Source organism: Achromobacter marplatensis, assembly GCF_002209535.1.
GTDB lineage: Bacteria > Pseudomonadota > Gammaproteobacteria > Burkholderiales > Burkholderiaceae_B > Achromobacter > Achromobacter marplatensis.
Genome location: NZ_NJIG01000016.1, coordinates 113,416 through 131,266, shown reverse-complemented (window position 1 = coordinate 131,266; position 17,851 = coordinate 113,416). Strand labels below are relative to the sequence as shown.

Here is a 17,851-nt window from a genome sequence, read left to right as displayed (position 1 = left end):
TTCCTTCAGCACAGAAACGATCTGGCTCTCGGTAAATCTGCTTTTCTTCAAGGGAATCTCCGACTCAGGGAGGCTCCGAAATTCTACCGGTTGGTGTCTACCTGAAGGGGGAGCTTACGATTGTCCCGCACCGAACACAGCACGACGAACTGCGCGGCGGTGAGTTGGGAGTCCGGTATGTATTGCTGGAATAGGGCGGTATGCCGCTGATAGACCCGCCGCAGCAGGTGACCTATCTGATCAGAAAACAAATAGCCATCCTTGGTGGACGAGGACTTGCCTTTCATATTGCGCATAAGCCTATCTGAAGTGCTGCGGTGAATATCATGACTTTTGTCAACGGTACACGGTTTGAGCGGCGGTGGGTTTCGTTTGAACCGAAAGTTAGTCCGCCAGCAGCTTCACCGTTTGCGGATTGAACGCACTGAATGCGCCGCCGCAGCCGGCATAAGCGGCCGCCCGCGTCGGGACGCCTGTCGCGCGTATGGCCAGTTGATTGCGAGACTGCCGGACCTCGACAAAACGTTCGCCCTCGACGCTACCATCCGGCAGGAAATAAAGCTGGACACGCAGCAGCGTCGATTCCCCGTCCATAGGCCGAGGCTGCTGGAAGGCCGGAACTTGCAAGGTTGCCCTCTGCCAGGTCTGCGGCGCATCAACCGTCTGCCAACGCACGGTCAGCGGTTGGTCCAGATCCAGGAACGCTCCGCCCACCGGATACGCGAAGTCGTGGCAGGTTGCGGGTAGCGGCGCCACCGAAGCGAGTGCGCGGTCGCCGACGTCCAGCGTTCGCCCATTGATTTCTAGCCGAGCAATCCCGTTCGGCGTGTAGTTCTGGGCCTTGAACAACACCAGCCCTTTCAGCTTCTTGCCGTCCAGCTGCTGCTCAGTCATGCCCGCCAGGCGTTGCAGCGCGGGTGCAACTTCCACATGATCGGGATAGTGGAAATAGAGATATCTGAGCATCGTCGCTTCCTTCTTGCCAAGGATCGGAAAGAACGGCGATACGTCGGGGTAGGGCAGACGGGTCATTGGTAGTGAAGCGCCCGTTTCGCCGGACGCGACACGATAGGTGTAGCGCTCCAGGTTGTCGTTCAAGCGCGCGCCCGTATAGGGAAACGCGCTGGGGTTCGATTGCGGGTTGGGGTAGCGGGTAAAGGCCGCGAAACGCGCGGGTTCGCTGGCCGCAAGCGGCATGTCCGGACCCGCGCCCGACCAGGTGCTGGCGTAGGGCTTGGTGTCGATCCACAGGTCCTTGCCACTCAGGTTGATATGCGTTTCGGCAATGGGCGGATGGGCGGCGCTGAACGAATCGTACTTTCCCTGCTCGATGGATTCGCTGATGGGATAAATCATCAGGGCCGCCAAGGTCGGCAGGAAGAGCAGCGCATGGACGCGACCCGGCACCTGCCCGCGGTCGCGAGCCATGTAGGCGAACCAGGTGATCACCAGCACGATCGCAAGCGGCCCCCCCACCCAGATCGCCGCCGTGATCAGGGCCACGATGCCCCAGCCCAGGTTCGGGGAGGCCACGGCGATGATGCCAAGCGCGGCAAGCCAGCCCGCCAACGCGATCGAGATAATGATGCCGAAGAGGTAGTGCCGGTAGGTTTTTGTCGTCATCGCGCGGGGTGCGGAATGTCTGGGGCATGCGCCACATTACGGTACTGGAACTGTACCTGACACGACGATAAGGATGTCCCCGAGGCGGGGAGTGGACTGCGACGGCTTCCAGCGACGTGCGTGCTGCAAGCTATTTGATGGTGCCCGGGGCCGGAATCGAACCGGCCCGCCTTGCGGCGGGGGATTTTGAGTCGGTGGTTTACAGTGTTTCTACAGGGAAATGCGGCGAATTCTAGCGTAGGTTGAAACAGGCAAAACTAGTTTAAAATCAGTAGGTTAGCGTATTCTGGCTGCATTGATGAAAACTGGTCGCTGTACCTGTACTGTACCGAAATTTCGGTACAGTAGCTCGGCTAGCTAGCAAGAAGGAGCGAATAATCTCACGTTAAAAACTGGCTAAGCCCATTCTCGGATTGAGTACCGCCCTTCGCGTTCCTTAAATGCTCTATCACCACCCTCGAGAAGCGTGCACACCGCCTGCCGTATTCCCTTTGCAGATGAGTCTGCCTCATTGTGCTCCAACGAACCAGCAATGTAGCTTATGTTTGGGTACGCCTGCGTGGAGACTCTGTCGGCCAGTGCAACAATGATCTGTTCTGCATCCGTAGCAACAACCAAATTTGGATTGTGTGTTACCAGCACTATCTGTCTCTTTTCCTTGGCGGTGCGGATATATGGAACAAGCTGCGAATAGATAGACGAATTGTCGAGATTTCCCTCAGGTTGATCAATGATCAATGGGCGTCTGTCATCTTCATCCATGAGCAAATATAGAACAAGTAGCGCGATTCCTCGGGTTCCAGGTGACAGGTGCTCTAGGGATGTGCCGCCGTACCTGATCTTGTAGGTCGTTCCGACGTGATCGGTCGAATACATCCAGTCCAGAAGGTCTATAAGCTTCAAACTCGGTGAGGCATGTTTCTCCATGAACTCAATTGGAGAAACAATGTCTGAGAATGCCGCCATGGCGCTTTCAATTTTAGTTTGATCTCCGCTTCCCCATGCAGGAGATAATGTATCAATAACAAATTTTTCAATAGCATCTTTTTTTGCGGAAGATGCGGGTCGCCGACCATCGAAAAAACGACTTGCTTTCTCTAGCCAGCTTGAATGATCAATTCTATAGCCGGCAGAAAGTTCGAATTTCATCTCTGCGCCAAGGCTATCAAGTTGTTGCTTCATCGGTGCATACAGTTCTTGAAGGCCTTTCTCATCTTCTGTGAGCGCCTCAAAGTACTTCAGATAAAGTTGAGTTCTCTCTTGACAACGCTGCACAAGAAGTTTGGCAGTTTTATCGTCAATTTCTTCTATTTCTCTTGTCAGCCTTTTTACCGTGGCTTCCTGTGTGGAAATCTGCTTCTGCAAATCCAAGAGGCGTTTTCGATTGGTCTCATCCTTGCTGAGAGACTCTTGAAGCAGTCCTATTCTCGCTGTTATATCAAATATACTGTTGCCGTCCGGTGTGGTGGACTCCGCTCCTCCACGCAAAACAGATATTTCTTTTTCTATTTTATCTGACAAAGCGGTTAGTTCAGCTTCAATTGAGTCATCCCAACTTGGCTTGAGCCTAGACGCTTGGTCGTCTGATATGACCGCTTTGAATTGCGATGATTCGATCAGGTCTCTCAACTGTCTATCTGTGTTTTCTTTTAACTCTGAATAAGACCTTAAGAAATCCTCCACACTGCGCTTGGCTCTGCTTTTCTTGGATAATTCTAGTTCTACTGCTTTCAAGCCTTTTTGTTCATCATCAAGCCGCTTTAATGCTTCGCCATCAGCCGCCTCAACAATTGATGGCAGTTGTTTCTTCATTTCCTCAATTTGTTGACTTGTCTGATCGCGAGTTGCTACCTTCGATGGACGTTGTTCAATATGGGTATGTAATCTTTCTATCTCGCGATGGAGCGAAAAAATCTGGCCCCGAAAATTATCTTGGCGGGCTTGTGAGGCCGACTCCCGGGCAGCTCGAAGTTCTTCAAACGTAGAGTAGTCTTCCTTGTGTACCTCATCCAGATGAGAGAACACGACCTCTTCGATTGCTTCTTGCAGTTCACTACCTTGATGATCTACAGAGCAAAGACGTTCTACAAAATCCTGTGAAAGATACCGAACTAAGGGTTTAGGGGTTTGGTAGGGCTTATCTGTAAGCTCGCCCATCGTTTTTGTGCCAGAACCCCATATCAACTCGACCTTGACTCCAGTCAGGTGAAGCCTTCCTTTTGATATAAAAGACGATTGCGACTTTATATCCACAGGAACCCCCGAAGCGAAAGCAATTAAATCGGCTATCGCAGTTTTTCCTGCACCTTTCTCGCCAATCACAGTGACTAAACCAGGGTTTAGTTTGATAGAGGTCTCTGCAAACCATCCGTTGGATTGTGTAATCCGGATTTCTTCAATAATACGGCTGGAGTCAGAGAGTTGAGGCTTTCCTGCGCCTATATTCACACGGGAGTCAGGTTCCCATAAAACCTGTCGTAATCCTTCGAATGTAGGATCTGACTTAATCCAGCAATGACGATCGTCATCCGGCTTGAACATTTTTTTGATTTCGTGAGCGTCGGAGCCGTGAAGACATGGCTTCAGCCCTTTGTACATCCGAATTATTTCTTCTGCATCTGCCCCAACTTTTTTTCCCAAATAATAAGTCCTGTCGTTTGGGTTTCCTGAGAAGATAAAGTCAGCGTGTTTCAGCAGTTCGTCTCGAATGGCGGAGAACCCGTCAACTGGCAGCCCGCTGATACCATCTTTTCCGTTGGCAATGCCCACAAGGCAGTTGCTTCGTAGCCAGCCCTCTGCCTTGAGCCATTCAATAATCTTTTCGTAGGAGGGCTTAAATTGCTGAATTCCAAATTTATAAGCCTCTTCATCGTCTTTAATGGCGGGATTCTGTGCTTTAGCAAAACTTATCAGATCTTCACGCATACACCCGTAAGCGTGTTGTCCTTCTGCTGTCGTATACGTAACTTTTAGATTTCTTAGGGCACGCTTGATTCTTGCTATGTGGTCGGGGGCTGAAGGGTCAATCAGTATGTGTATGTTTAGAGCTTTGCCGTCTCTTGTTGCGGGCATGGCTCGAAACTCGATATTGGGTAGAATTAGTTCCACGGAAGATAGGCGTGGGTTTTCTGCGCAATTTCTGGCCGCAAAAATTTTTTCATACCCGTCTATTGACATGTAGTCGGTGATACCAATTACAGCTATTTCTTGCTCTTCGGAAGCCTTTTCTAAGCTGGATATATAGTCTTCCCAAGATACTCCAACAAATGAGGCGCCTAACTTGCTTTCCGGAGTGTGGACATGTAGGTCCCAACGTCGCCATTGCGAACCTATCGGAAAGGCTGAGGCCTTAATCTCATTCTTGTTCACTTATTACTCCCGTTGAAAGTATCGAGCGTATCCAAAGCGTTATATATCTATCGGCGTGCTGGAGGTTGTTTGGTGCAGGTTCTACAGACAGCGCATTACAAAAACCGGCGACAGCCTATCCTGCGCTAGTCCCCAAACCCTAAATTTCTTCGTCATGACGAAGACTTTGGGAGCGCTAATGCGTCAGCGCGCGGCTGCACAAACTCTTGCAGGCTTATATGACCATCGACGAAACGCTGAGCGTGGGCCTCATCTGCTTCACTGAGCGAGAAACCTTCCAGACCGACGGAGGCCCGCGCATAGTTAACTGCCGATTGCCGGCGGCTGCGTTCGGTATCCGATATAGTTTTGTGGGGCTGTTGCCTGCATTTACCCTTGCCAGCCATGGTGTCTCCTTGCCGTAGGTAACTCGATCTTACAAGAAGTATGGGTAATCTGGTTTAGGTACGCGCAGCCACAGAGTTGGTGCGCTGAAATTGTCTTGTTTTGCCTGCTATGGACGCCAATATCGGCTGCGTACTAGCCATAGTTTCCAAAGAGGCTTTGCCTCTCTGGACTCTCCACCCTCGCCGGCGGGAGCCTCGGGAGCAGGGGGTGTGGGCCTTTGGCCCGGACCTCCTGCCTCCGGGCATAGCGTGGGGCGCTCCTGCCGCGTTAAGGGGCCGTGTCCTCGCCCTGTGGGCTGCGGGCCGCACCAACCCCTTGACCCGTCATCCGCTTGATAGCACCGCTACTGACGCCGTTTGGCCGGAAGAGGCGTCAAGGGCGGGACCGGAAGCCGCAGCCCGAAGCGCAGCGCAGGGAACGGGTGAGGATCCCGGGCGAAGCCTTCACCCTTGATGCCTCTGGAAGCCATGCAGCCTGTCGGCGGGGGAGGAACAAGGCGAAGCCGCTGGGCCTGCCCCCGCGGCCAGTCCGGCAAGAACGGACGCGGGATGCAACCGAAGGGGTTACCCAAGCGTAGCGCGGATATGTGCGGCCATAAATGAAAAGGCCTCGCTGAGGGCGAGGCCGATGCGGACGCAACATGCACATCACTTACCGTTGACGGAGCCGCCCGTTGCCGGTCCCCAGTTCTTGCCCATATTCTGCAAGACGTGTTGCCGATAGGCTGGGTTCCACATGGTGTTGCCCGCAATCATGTGGTTGAACAATGGTGTCTGACTACAAAGTCAGACGGTCAGATTTAAATCCAACATCCGTTCGCCGCAGATAGGCAGTCATCCCCGCAGCGGCCTCAAGGAACGCATGCTTACTTTCCATAGCGACGGAGATAATGACGCCAAAGAGCGAATGCCGGTAGGACCTACCCGACAATGCGCACGGCGGGCGTCTGAAGGTGAGCACGGTGTCGTTGAAACTGGACGTCGCCTAACGACGACGGCATGTAAGGCATCTCAAGCGTCCATCACCTCATTGGAGTGTCGCTGGCATTCTCTGCGTCTATAGGCAACAGCGCATCAACTTTCGCCGCAACAGCGTGGCATGCCGCCACTAGGTCAGTGACGATACGCTCATCCACATTTAGATCGCCCTCGTACTCGCCTAGATTGCGAATGTCATGGCATTTCGACAGAACGCGCCACACCTCCGGCCCGAGTCCGAGTGTGTGCGGTAAAAGCTGAAACACAAGATAGCGATTGGTGCAGCGATAACCGCTTCTGCGCAGCGCTGCCAGGCATAGAGCATGGGCGGCGTTGTAAGCCAAGTCGAAGCGGCTCTCGATCGAAAGGGACACGTTGCAGGCGTCGCGCAGTCTTGCATGTCCAGAGCGTTTCAGGCCTTCAAATTCCTTGATATCGGGGAGCTCGGCCTTCAGCGATTTTCCCGGGCCACTCAGTTTTTCAAGTGGGGAGGTCATCGTCGCCTCCTAGGATCCAGATCTTGGGTTGCGCCAACACGCGAGTCAGGAAAGATTCGTGGGCCTCCAAGCGCTTTGCGAATTCCTTGCGTGTGAGGATGGTCGGGTTGACCGGACGGCTGAGCTTATTCCCCACGTCTTCTAGTGCTGCGAATACATCGCCGTAGCTGATGTCGTCACTAAGCAGCATCAGATCTATGTCGCTGCGGGCGGTGTCGGTATTTTTGGCAATCGAGCCATAGACGAATGCCGCCATGATTTTCGGAGCCAAGGGGGCAAGCGCGTCGCGTAGCGGTTCGGCCAAGCCGACCGTCTTTTGCACGATCGCGCATAGTTCCGCGAAGATGGGTGAGTCGGGATTGGCTTGGTAGTGCTTCTGATTGCCAACCGCCTTCACCGTTACCAAGCCGGTCTGTGCCAAGTTGGCCAACTCGCGTTGCACGGATCCGGATCCGCTGGCGACTAGGCCGATTATTTCTGTGGCGTAGAAGCTGCGATGCGGCTGGCCGAACAGCAACCCCAGCACTCGTTGTTTGGTGCCAGGAAAAAGCGCGTCGGCCAGACCGCTACGCGTCAGGGGGGCTTCGGTCGATATACCCATAATGGGTGTAATTATACCCAAATTGGGTTTTTTGGGCGGCCATGCACGAGTAGTCGAACGTTCGACCTGCTTTGCCCCGCGCTGAACGCATCAACGAAAAAAGCCTCTGCTTGTGCAGAGGCTTTGGAGTCTTCGGTAGTGCATTCTCGACGCATCAAACGAACCTGCCGTTCACGACATCGCTAGCCAGCGAGAGGCGGAACGTATGCTGCGGTAAATGTTGAGCGTTGTACGTTGCGCGGTCGTGTAAAAAAACCGGCGGATGCTTGAGAGCTTGATGGTGCCCGGGGCCGGAATCGAACCGGCACGCCTTGCGGCGGGGGATTTTGAGTCCCCTGCGTCTACCAATTTCACCACCCGGGCAAGGGGGTCGCGAACACGTCCAGATGACGGCTGCGGGAGAACGAAGACAGCGATTATATGCGGACTTTCGTAAATTGTCAGGCGGACCGGAATCGAGGCCGTCCGACGGGGCCGATTCGGGCGCTGCCCGCAGGCGGCAACCCGGATCGGCCCCTTCCAATACTTACTTCTTTTCGGGCAGGAACCAGTTCATCACCAGGGCACAAATGCCACCGGTGGCCACGCCCGACTCCAGCACGCTTTTGACCGCATGCGGCAGGTGCGACAGGATTTCCGGCACTTGCGACACGCCCAGACCCAGAGCCAGGGATACGGCGATGATCAGCAGGGCGCGGCGGTCCAGGTGGATGCCGGCCAGGATGTTGATGCCGGAGGCGGCCACGGCGCCGAACATGACCATGGCGGCGCCGCCCAGGACGGGTTCCGGCACGGCTTGCAGCACGCCCGCCACGCCCGGGAACAGGCCCAGCAGGATCAGCATGCCGGCGATCCAGACGCCGACGTGGCGGCTGGCGATGCCGGTCAGCTGGATCACGCCGTTGTTCTGCGCGAAGACCGAGCTGGGGAAGGTGTTGAACACGCCGGCCAGGAGCGAGTTCGCGCCGTTGACGAGCACGCCGCCCTTGATGCGCTGCATCCACAGCGGGCCTTCGACGGGCTGCTTGGACACCTTGCTGGTGGCGGTGACGTCGCCGATGGCTTCCAGGGACGTGACCAGGTAGATGATCAGCATCGGCACGAACAGCGCCCACGAGAAACCCAGGCCGAAATGCAGCGGCACGGGGATCTGGAAGAGCGCGGCTTCGCGGGCGCCGGTGAAGTCCAGGCGGCCCATGGAGGCGGCGGCGATGTAGCCGACGGCCAACGCCAGGACGAGCGCGGTGCTGCGGATCCAGACGACCGGCACGCGGTTCAGCAGGATGATGGTGCCCAGCACCAGGCCCGACAGCGTCAGGTTTTCTGCGCTGGCGAAGGTGCCGTTGGCCATGGCGCCGAAGCCGCCGCCCATGCTGATCAGACCGACTTTGATCAGCGTCAGGCCGATCAGCAGCACCACGATGCCGGTGACGAGCGGGGTGATCAGGCGTTTGACGAAGGGCAGGATGCGGCTGATGCCCATCTCGACGAAGGAGCCAGCGATGACGACGCCGAAGATCGCGGCCATGACGGCTTCGACCGGGGTGCCCTGCTTGACCATGACCGAGCCGCCCGCGATCAGCGGTCCGACGAAGTTGAAGCTGGTGCCCTGCACGATGAGCAGGCCTGCGCCCAGCGGGCCGAAGCGCTTGCACTGCACGTAGGTGGCGATGCCGGAGATGACCAGCGACATCGACACGATCAGCGTGGTGTCGCGGCTGCTGACGCCCAGCGCCTGGCAGATCAAGAGACCAGGGGTGACGATGGGGACCAGGATGGCCAGCAGGTGCTGAAGCGCGGCGACGAAGGCGACGGGAGGCGCGGGGCGATCGTCGGGGCCGTAACCCAGGTCATGGCTGGGCGCGTCGTCGGTGGCGCTATGGGGGGCGGGTTGGGAGAGGGAGGCGGGTTGCATGGCGGGAGGCCGGCCAGGTGGGGGTAGGAGGGGAAAGTGCGGGATTTTAGCGGGGAAGGCCCCGGCCCGCCCGAGGGCGGCATGGGCCCGGCGTTGGGGGCACGCCTGCTTGCTAGAATTTCGGGCCGCCAACCGAATGTCGCCGAGGGCCCGCAGGGCCGGATATTGATGCAGAAACGCACTAGATGGATCGGGATTGTCTTGGCTTTGGTCATCGCCGGTTTGCCAATGTCCCTGCTGATATTCGAGCTTGACGATGATCCGTTCGCCGCGGCCGATCAGGGCGAATCGTATCGGGCCAGTATCTACAAGCGTTATCAGGACGTCGTCTACGCCGCCGTGCCCAGCAACGGCTATTACCGGATGGACGAGGCGGACCCGGCAAGTTTCAAGCCCTTCGACACGCCGGTCTACGACGGCCGCCAAGCGGCAAAAGACGCCCGTCACGTGTATTGCGGCAACAAGATCCTGCCGGGCATGTCGCCGGCGTCCGCGCAATACCTGGGGAACAGCTATTTCGGGGATGGGTTGACGACCTATTACTGCTCGCTGTTCTCGGTGGTGAACCCCGACTTAAGCCCGGTCCAAGAGGTCTGGCAGACGATCCTCTTCGGGTTGGGGCGTGGCGCCAAGCCGCAGAATTACCTGTATCCCTTCAAAGCCCTGCCCGCCAGCGCGCAGCCTTATCGGGCGCTGCTGGACCGTGACCTGGCGACCGATGGGGCAAAGGTGTTCTACCGTGGCAATGAAGTGCCGCAAGCCAATCCGGATACGTTGCGGCGGTTGCCCGCGTCCCGTGACGGCAGGGAGCTGCTAAGCGACGATTTCTTTGGCGACGGACGCCGGGTCTATTTCCATGAAGCGTTGCTGCCCCTGTCGGACGATCCCGGGCTGCGTGCGTTCATGGTCGGGGACCTGGATCGCGAGCCCTATCTCTATGACCCGCGCGACGGCATGGTGTACGTGGGCACCCACGCCTTTGATGCGGCACATGCGCCGTACCGGCTGCTTAGTGAGGACGGGCAGCACGTGAACCAGGCGCTGTTTGCCGGCCGCGACGGCATTTATTTCCATAACGTCCAAAAGCGGCGTATGGAGCGGGCGGGCGATGATCCGTTCGCCTCCGGCGGGTTTACGGCGCTGTCGCCTTTTGTGTTTTCGGACGGCAAGCAGGTGCTGTTTTTGAAGGGGGCGGAATCCTGGAGTTCTTCCCGGGGCGGCGGCGGGTTGATTTCACGCTCGACGCTGATCAAGCGCTTGAAGGACGCACCTGGCGGCGAATGGAAAAAGCTGGGCGACGTGTATCACCAGTTCGGTTCGGTCTGGCAGAACGGCGATCAGCGCTATTACCTGGATCAGACGGGCAGCAGCCAACTGGTCTTCAGCCCCATTTACCGGATCATGGATCGCGAAACGGCGGATTTCCTGCTGCGCTCGCAACAGACGTTGAATATCCGGATGGACGATATCCGCAAACTGATCCGGGCCGGAAAGCTGGCGGCGCCGGCCAGCGACGAGGTGCTGGAGGCGAAGGTCCGGTATCGAGGGTTCCTGTCGTGGTTTTGACCCGTCTTGAAAAGTGCCCGATAGCCCCCACAACAGTAGGGTTTCCGGGATGCCGCGCAGCATTGCCGTCCCGGCACCCGTATTGTTATTTGTCCCTAATTTTTTCGACCTTCCCGTAAAACTATGAGCCAAACCGCCACGTCTTCCACGTCCGAAACCCTGGGGTTCCAGGCCGAGGTGAAGCAACTGCTGCACCTGATGATCCATTCGCTGTACAGCAACAAGGAAATCTTCCTGCGCGAGCTGGTGTCGAACGCATCGGACGCCTGCGACAAGCTGCGCTTTGAAGCCATCGACCAGCCCGAGTTGCTGGAAGGCAATGGTGAACTGGCCATTACCGTCAGCTACGACAAGGCCGCCCGCACGATCACGATCTCGGACAACGGGATCGGCCTGTCGCGGGAAGAGGCCGTGGCGAACCTGGGCACGATCGCGCGTTCCGGTACGCGGGAGTTCTTTTCCCAACTGACGGGCGACAAGCAGAAGGATGCGCAACTGATCGGCCAGTTCGGCGTGGGCTTCTATTCGTCGTTCATCGTGGCGGACAAGGTCACGGTGGTCAGCCGCCGCGCCGGTGCCACGGACGCGATCCAGTGGGAATCGGACGGCCAGGGCGAATTCACGATTGCCGCCGCCGAGAAGGCCGCGCGCGGCACGGATGTGACGCTGCATCTGCGCGCCGACGAAGACGATCTCTTGAACGGCTGGAAGCTGCGCGAGATCCTGCGCCGCTACTCGGACCACATTTCCCTGCCCATCCGCATGGCCAAGGAAGAGTGGGATCAAGAGAAAGGCGAACAGGTCAAGACCGACGAGCTGGAAACGGTGAACCAGGCCAATGCGCTGTGGGCCCGCAGCAAGTCGGACGTAACCGAGGAGCAGTACCGCGAGTTCTACAAGACGGTGTCGCACGACTACGACGACCCGTTGGCCTGGACGCACAACCGCGTGGAAGGCCGCAGCGAATACACGCAGCTGCTGTATGTGCCCAAGCATGCCCCGATGGACATGTGGGACCGCGACGGCCGCCATGGCGTGAAGCTGTACGTCAAGCGCGTGTTCATCATGGACGACGCCGACCAGCTGCTGCCGTCGTACCTGCGTTTCGTGCGCGGCGTGATCGACTCCGCGGACCTGCCGCTGAACGTGTCGCGTGAAATCCTGCAGGAAAGCCGCGACGTGCGCGCCATCCGCGAAGGGTCGGCCAAGCGCATCCTGTCGCTGCTGGAAGACCTGGCCGAGAACAAGCCGGAAGACTATGCCACGTTCTGGTCGGAATTCGGTCAGGTGTTGAAGGAAGGCGCGGGCGAAGACTCGGCCAATCTGGAACGCATCGCCAAGCTGATGCGCTTTGCGTCCACGCATTCGGGCGACCAGGCGCAGACGGTGTCGTTCGCCGACTACGTGTCGCGCATGAAGGAAGGCCAGGACAAGATCTACTACGTGACGGCGGATACGTTTGCCGCAGCCAGCAACAGCCCGCATCTGGAGATCTTCCGCAAGAAGGGCATCGAAGTGCTGCTGCTGTCGGACCGCGTGGACGAATGGATGCTGTCCTACCTGCGCGAATTCGACGGCAAATCGCTGGTGTCGGTGGCCAAGGGAGGCCTGGACCTGGCTGAACTGGCTGACGAAGAAGAGAAGAAGCACCAGGCCGAAGTGGCCGAAGACTTCAAGCCGCTGGTCGAGCGCCTGCAGAAGACGCTGGAAGAGCAGGTCAAGGAAGTGCGCGTGACCTTGCGTCTGGTGGATTCGCCGGCGTGCGTGGTGGTGGGCCAGAATGAACTCAGCCCGCACCTGCTGCGCATGTTGAAGGCCGCCGGCCAGGAAGCGCCCAATGTGAAGCCGGTGCTGGAAATCAATCCGGAACACCCGCTGCTGGCGCGTATCCGCGCAGCGGAAGATGGCGAGTTCGACCAATGGGCGCGTTTGCTGCTGGATCAAGCCTTGCTGGCCGAAGGCGCCCAGATCGCGGACCCGGCTGCCTTCGTGAAGCGCTTGAACGCGCTGCTGCTGAAGTAAGCGGCAAGCGGAGTGAAGAGAAGAGGGCGCCTGTGAGGGCGCCCTTTTTGTTGGCGGGGGAGATAAAACATTCCCGATCGGTAATTTATCGCGCCTTGAGGCAGCGATTTGATGAAATCTTCCCGTTCGGGAATATTTCATCGAAATTGGTCGATGAAGCGTAATAACTTCCCGATCGGTAATGAGAGTTGGTTTTTCCGCTGAAAGCACCATAAACTTACCGAACGGTAATTCAGGAGAATCCCATGTCCCCGCAAGATGCATCTGATGGCATCCCGGCGATGCCCGTCGCGGTCCACTCTTCGGTCGAGTTAGGCGAACTGGTGAAGGCCGTGAGGCGTTCGCAAGGTTTGCTGCAGACCGACCTGGCCGGCCTGTCAGGCACGGGCAACCGTTTTGTGGTGGATCTGGAACGGGGCAAACCCACCCTGCAATTGCAGAAGGTGTTGGACATGCTGGATCTGCTGGGTCTTGAAGTGCAGGTGGCGCCCAAGCCCGCGAGTCTGCCATGACTGTCGCCGACGCCCTGGACCTGTATCAGGCCGACCGCAAGGTCGGCCGCTTGTTCGACGAACGCCCGCTGCGGTTTGTCTACGACGATGCGTGGTTAAACTCGCCCGGCGCGCGAGCCATCTCGCCAGCCATTGCGCTGAATGGGCACGATCACGCGGGTGATGCCGTACATGCCTTCTTCGAAAACCTGCTGCCCGAAGGACATGTCCGCAAGTTTTTGCAGATCAGCCGCCACGCGACGACGGTATTCGGCTTGTTGCGCAGCGTAGGGGGCGATACCGCCAGCGGACTGACAATACTGCCGCAAGGCGAACAACCGGCTCCTCCACATTACCGGCCTTCGACATGGCAGGAGGTGGCGGCGCGTTTGCGCAATGGGGCGGTGCCGGCGTTGGTGGCCGAGATCGCCGAGGGCGCGCGCATATCGCTGGCAGGCGCACAGGACAAGTTGCTGTTGATGGTGGCGCAGGATGGTTCGCCGGCGCTGCCTGAGGGAACGGCCCCGTCCTCGCATATCCTGAAGCCGGACATCCAGGGCCTGGACGGCGTGTGGGCGTCGGCCCTGAACGAAGCCCTGGTGATGCAGTTGGCAGACAAGCTAGGGCTGGGTGTGGCAGAAGCCCGCTATCAGCCCGACACGCGCGCCTGCCTGATTAAGCGCTATGACCGTCTGCCCGATGGGCAAGGCGGGCTGTTGCGCTTGCACCAATTGGATCTGTGCCAATTGGCGGGAAAACCGTCCGATGTGAAGTACGAGGCGGACGGTGGACCGACGCTGGCGGACTGCCGCAAGCTGTTGAAGGCCATGAGCGTTGGCGCAACCGACTTGAAGCGGTTCCTGCAGTGGGTGATTTTCAATCTGTGCGTGGGCAACAACGATAGTCATGCCAAGAATCTGTCTGTGCTGCAGACCGCCGATGGACGCTATCGCCTGGCACCGTTCTACGATCTGATGTGCACGGCGATGTATCCGGGGCTGGCCAAGCATTTCGCGTTCGCCATCGGCGGTGAAATGAAGCCGGGCAATATTGGGCCGGCACAGCTTGACGCGATGGCCCACGACCTGGGCTTTAATCCGCGCTACGTCAGAGCAGTGGCGCGGGCGCTGATGGCCGAACTGCCGGCCGCATTGGATCAGGTGCAGTCATCCCTCCTGGAGCAAGCCGCCGCCGGCACCGAGCGCACGCTGATTGAACGCTTGGGCCGGTGGATCGCGTCCAACACGCGCAAACACGCTAAGCGGTGGGAATAAGCACCGCGTCCAGGGCCAGCGCGCCGCTGCCTTGCGGCAAGGCCAGCAGCGGGTTGATCTCGACCGAGCTGAAGTCGTTGCGCCGCGCGTAGGCGAAGCGCGACAGCGCGGCCAGCGCATCGGCCAGCGCCTCGATATCGCACGGCGGCGTGCCGCGTGCGCCTTGCAGCAATGCATAGCCTTTGATTTCGCGGATCATCGACAGCGCCTGCTGGCGGCCAAACGGCGCCAGGCGGAAGCTGACGTCTTTCAGCACTTCCACGAACACGCCGCCCAGCCCGAACATGACGACCGGCCCGAACACGGGGTCGCAATGCACGCCCGCGATGCATTCCACGCCCTTTTTTGCCATCGGCGCGACCAGCACGCCGTCGATGCGCGCGTCGGGGCGGTGGGTACGGACGCTGTCCAGGATGGCGGCATGCGCGCCGCGCACCGCGTCGTCGCCGGACAGGCCCAGCTTTACGCCGCCCACGTCGCTTTTATGCAGGATGTCGGGCGACACGACTTTCATCACGACGGGGCCGCCCAGTCGGGTGGCGGCGCGCGCGGCAGCGTCGGCGTCGGCAGCCAGCGTGCAGTCTGGCACGGGCAGACCCGCCAGGCGCAGCACGTCCATGGCCTGCACTTCGTTGTAGGACGCCAGCAGCGGCGCTGCTGTTTGAGCAGCGGGGATGGCCTGATCCGGATTGGCATCCGGTTGCGCAGCCAGACCCGCCACCGCGCCGATCGTCCGGATCGCGGCGCTGGGGTCCGTGAACACCAGCGTGCCCAGGCGTTCCAGTTCGCGGCGGCGTTCGGGTGGGAACAGCGCGCTGATGGCCAGCGGCACATCGGGCCGGCGCGCGTGCATTTCCCGGGCAAAGGTTTCGAAGGTGGGCCACAGGGATTCGGATGAGCCGGCCGCGGCCAGGAAGACCGCCAGCGCGTCAAAGCGGCCGTCGGCCAGCATGTCTTCGGCGGTGGCCAGCAGCAGCCCCGGTTCGGAGACGACCTGGCCGGTGACGTCGACCGGGTTGCGGCCGCTGGCGAAGGGGACCCGTTCCAGCAATCGGGCCTGGGCATCCGCCGCGGGTTCGGGCAGGGACAGCCCCGCGTCCTGGGCGTCGTCTGCCATCAGCGCGCCGACGCCGCCGGATATTGTGAAGATGCCCAGGCGTTTACCTTGGGGCAGTTGCTTCCAGGTGTCCAGCGCATAGCCCAGGTTGAAGAATTCTTCGATGGTGCGGGCGCGCACCGCGCCGTATTGACGGAACAAGGCGTCGTAGACCGCGTCGTCGCCCGCCAGCGCGGCGGTGTGCGAGGCGGCGGCCTGCGCACCGGCCTGGGTGCGGCCGATCTTGGTGACGACGACCGGTTTGCCGGCTTCGCGCGCCGCGGACAGGGCGCGGCGCAGCTTGTCGCCGTCGCGGCAGCCTTCCATGTACGTCATGATGACCCGCGTGTCGGTATCGCGGGCCAGCCATTCAATGCAGTCGGCGACGTCGACGTCGGCCTCGTTGCCGGTGCTGATCCAGTGCGACAGCCCCAAGCCACGGTCGCGCGCCATGCAGTAGGCGTAGGCGCCGAACGCGCCGCTTTGCGACACCATCCCGATGCCGCCCGGGGCAACCGTGCCGTTGGCGGGGGCGGGGGAGAACGTGGCGTAGATGTTGCGCCGGACGTTCATGTAGCCCAGGCAATTGGGGCCCAGCAGCCGGATGCCGCGGTCGCGGGCGATTTCGCACAGCTGCGCCTGCAGCGCGACGCCGGCCGCGCCCGTTTCCGAAAACCCCGAGGTGAATACCACGGCACCACCGACCTGGCCGGGCCGTGCCTGTTCCAGCGCTTGCGCGGCAAGCGCCGCAGGTACGGCCAGAATCACCAGATCGGCCTCGCCGCCCAGCGCAGCCAGATCGGGCGCCGCGGGCAAGCCCTGAATGGACTCCGCGCGCGGATTGATGGGCAGGATGCGGCCGTCGTAGCCATGCTGGCGCAGCAGGCTGACGGGCATGGCGCCGATCTTGCCGGGCGTGGCGGATGCGCCGACGATGGCGATGCTGCGCGGGTTGAACAAGCGGGTCAGCGAGGAATCGGGATTCTGGGTCATGGTCTGGGCAAGAAGGTTCAGCGAACGCAAGCGGGATACGCGTTCAGGAAAAGCGCACGACGCTGCGGCCGGTGCTGCCGCGTTCCAACATGGCGGCCAGCGCCTGGGGCAGGTCGCGGGGCTCGATCACGCGCGAGGAAAGGTCCAGGCGCGCGGGGCGGTAGTCGGCGGCCAGCTTTTGCCACAGCGCGCGGCGCAGCGGCATCGGGCTGTTGGCGTTGATGCCCAGCAGCTTGACGCCGCGCAGGATGAACGGAATGACCGAGGCGGGCAGGTCGGCCCCACCGGCATTGCCGAAGGCGGCGGCGACCCCGTCGGTGCGCAGGCTGGCCAGGGCGTGGGCCAGCAGTTTGCCGCCCACGGAATCGATGATGCCGGCCCAACGGGCGCTCATCAGCGGCTTCTGCGGACCCGACAGGTCGGGCGGCGCGATGACCTCGGCGGCGCCGAGCGACCGCAGGTAATCGCCGGCCTCGGGTTTGCCGGACATGGCGCACACCGTGTAACCGCGCTGGCTGAGGATGTCGATGGCAATGCTGGCGACGCCGCCTGTGGCGCCCGTCACCAGCACTTCGCCTTGTTCGGGTGTCAGCCCGCAGTGCTCCATCCAGTGCAGCGACAGGGCGGCGGTGTAGCCGGCAGCGCCCAGCACGGCGGCGTTGCGCAAGCTGATGGCGCGTGGCAGTGGCAGTACCCAGTCGTGGCGCACGCGTGCATATTCCGCATAGCCGCCGTCGCAATCCACGCCGATGCCAAAGCCGTGCACCACGACTTCCTGCCCGGGTGGCAGCGCCGGGTCCGCGGAATGCACGACGGTGCCCGAGAGGTCGATGCCGCCGATGCGCGGATAGTCGCGGACGACGTTGCCGCGCCCGGCTTGCGCCAGCGCATCCTTGTAGTTCAGGCCGGCGTAGGCCACCTTGATCAAGGTATCGCCGGCGGACAGCTGATCTACCGTCAACGTGTCGAAGCGGCCTTGCGGGGCGTCGCCGGCCGGGCCGGCATGCAGGCGATAGGCCTGGAATTCAGGAGTGCTCATG

At 60.0% G+C, this 17,851-nt stretch carries 12 protein-coding genes, 1 tRNA gene and 1 pseudogene; 4 read left to right on the top strand and 10 right to left on the bottom strand.

Going from position 1 to position 17,851, the window contains the following annotated elements; genetic code table 11:
• Positions 1-119: 119 nt before the first annotated feature.
• The 8 genes and pseudogenes from CEY09_RS26070 to CEY09_RS26035 form a co-directional block, all read right to left on the bottom strand.
• Positions 120-296: pseudogene (locus CEY09_RS26070) on the bottom strand (MarR family transcriptional regulator); the annotation flags it as partial.
• Positions 297-384: 88 nt separating this feature from the next.
• Positions 385-1,623, bottom strand: coding sequence for a hypothetical protein (locus tag CEY09_RS26065; RefSeq protein ID WP_088590828.1), 1,239 nt, complete (start codon positions 1,621-1,623; stop codon positions 385-387).
• Between the two features lie 396 nt (positions 1,624-2,019).
• The gene (locus tag CEY09_RS26060; RefSeq protein WP_088590827.1) at positions 2,020-4,992 is read right to left on the bottom strand and encodes a TrlF family AAA-like ATPase; all 2,973 of its coding nucleotides are present in this window, start codon (positions 4,990-4,992) and stop codon (positions 2,020-2,022) included.
• 152 nt (positions 4,993-5,144) lie between these two features.
• Positions 5,145-5,378, bottom strand: a complete 234-nt coding sequence (locus CEY09_RS32755; RefSeq protein WP_088590826.1) for an antitoxin VbhA family protein — start codon at positions 5,376-5,378, stop codon at positions 5,145-5,147.
• Between the two features lie 1,022 nt (positions 5,379-6,400).
• Positions 6,401-6,853 (bottom strand): hypothetical protein, encoded by a 453-nt coding sequence (locus CEY09_RS26050; protein WP_088590825.1) that lies wholly within the window; start codon positions 6,851-6,853, stop codon positions 6,401-6,403.
• Entirely contained in the window at positions 6,837-7,454 is a 618-nt protein-coding gene (locus CEY09_RS26045; RefSeq protein ID WP_088590824.1) for a nucleotidyltransferase domain-containing protein, read from the bottom strand. Before CEY09_RS26045 ends, CEY09_RS26050 begins: the two co-directional genes overlap by 17 nt.
• A 278-nt stretch (positions 7,455-7,732) precedes the next feature.
• Positions 7,733-7,817: transfer RNA gene (locus CEY09_RS26040), tRNA-Leu, on the bottom strand.
• A 163-nt stretch (positions 7,818-7,980) separates the two neighbouring features.
• Positions 7,981-9,369: a nucleobase:cation symporter-2 family protein gene (locus tag CEY09_RS26035; RefSeq protein WP_088590823.1), complete on the bottom strand. Its 1,389-nt coding sequence runs from the start codon at positions 9,367-9,369 to the stop codon at positions 7,981-7,983.
• A gap of 228 nt (positions 9,370-9,597) precedes the next feature.
• Here CEY09_RS26035 and CEY09_RS26030 point away from each other — a divergent pair, with 228 nt between their 5' ends.
• The 4 genes from CEY09_RS26030 to CEY09_RS26015 all read left to right on the top strand — a co-directional run bounded on the left by CEY09_RS26030 (position 9,598) and on the right by CEY09_RS26015 (position 14,722).
• Entirely contained in the window at positions 9,598-10,935 is a 1,338-nt protein-coding gene (locus tag CEY09_RS26030) for a DKNYY domain-containing protein (protein ID WP_234818402.1), read from the top strand.
• A gap of 123 nt (positions 10,936-11,058) precedes the next feature.
• Positions 11,059-12,957, top strand: coding sequence for a molecular chaperone HtpG (gene htpG / locus CEY09_RS26025; RefSeq protein ID WP_088590821.1), 1,899 nt, complete (start codon positions 11,059-11,061; stop codon positions 12,955-12,957).
• A 245-nt stretch (positions 12,958-13,202) separates the two neighbouring features.
• Entirely contained in the window at positions 13,203-13,469 is a 267-nt protein-coding gene (locus tag CEY09_RS26020; RefSeq protein ID WP_006222417.1) for a helix-turn-helix transcriptional regulator, read from the top strand.
• The gene (locus CEY09_RS26015) at positions 13,466-14,722 is read left to right on the top strand and encodes a type II toxin-antitoxin system HipA family toxin (protein WP_088590820.1); all 1,257 of its coding nucleotides are present in this window, start codon (positions 13,466-13,468) and stop codon (positions 14,720-14,722) included. The genes CEY09_RS26020 and CEY09_RS26015 overlap by 4 nt, the downstream gene beginning before the upstream one ends.
• On the opposite strand, the gene CEY09_RS26010 is transcribed toward CEY09_RS26015, so the two are convergent.
• Together CEY09_RS26010 and CEY09_RS26005 are read right to left on the bottom strand one after the other, a co-directional pair.
• Positions 14,706-16,811 carry an acetate--CoA ligase family protein gene (locus tag CEY09_RS26010; protein ID WP_088590834.1) on the bottom strand — a complete coding sequence of 702 codons (2,106 nt, stop codon included), beginning with the start codon at positions 16,809-16,811 and terminating at the stop codon, positions 14,706-14,708. The two genes, CEY09_RS26015 and CEY09_RS26010, sit on opposite strands and share 17 nt — an antisense overlap.
• A 43-nt stretch (positions 16,812-16,854) precedes the next feature.
• The gene (locus tag CEY09_RS26005; protein ID WP_088590819.1) at positions 16,855-17,850 is read right to left on the bottom strand and encodes an acrylyl-CoA reductase family protein; all 996 of its coding nucleotides are present in this window, start codon (positions 17,848-17,850) and stop codon (positions 16,855-16,857) included.
• Position 17,851: the final 1 nt, after the last annotated feature.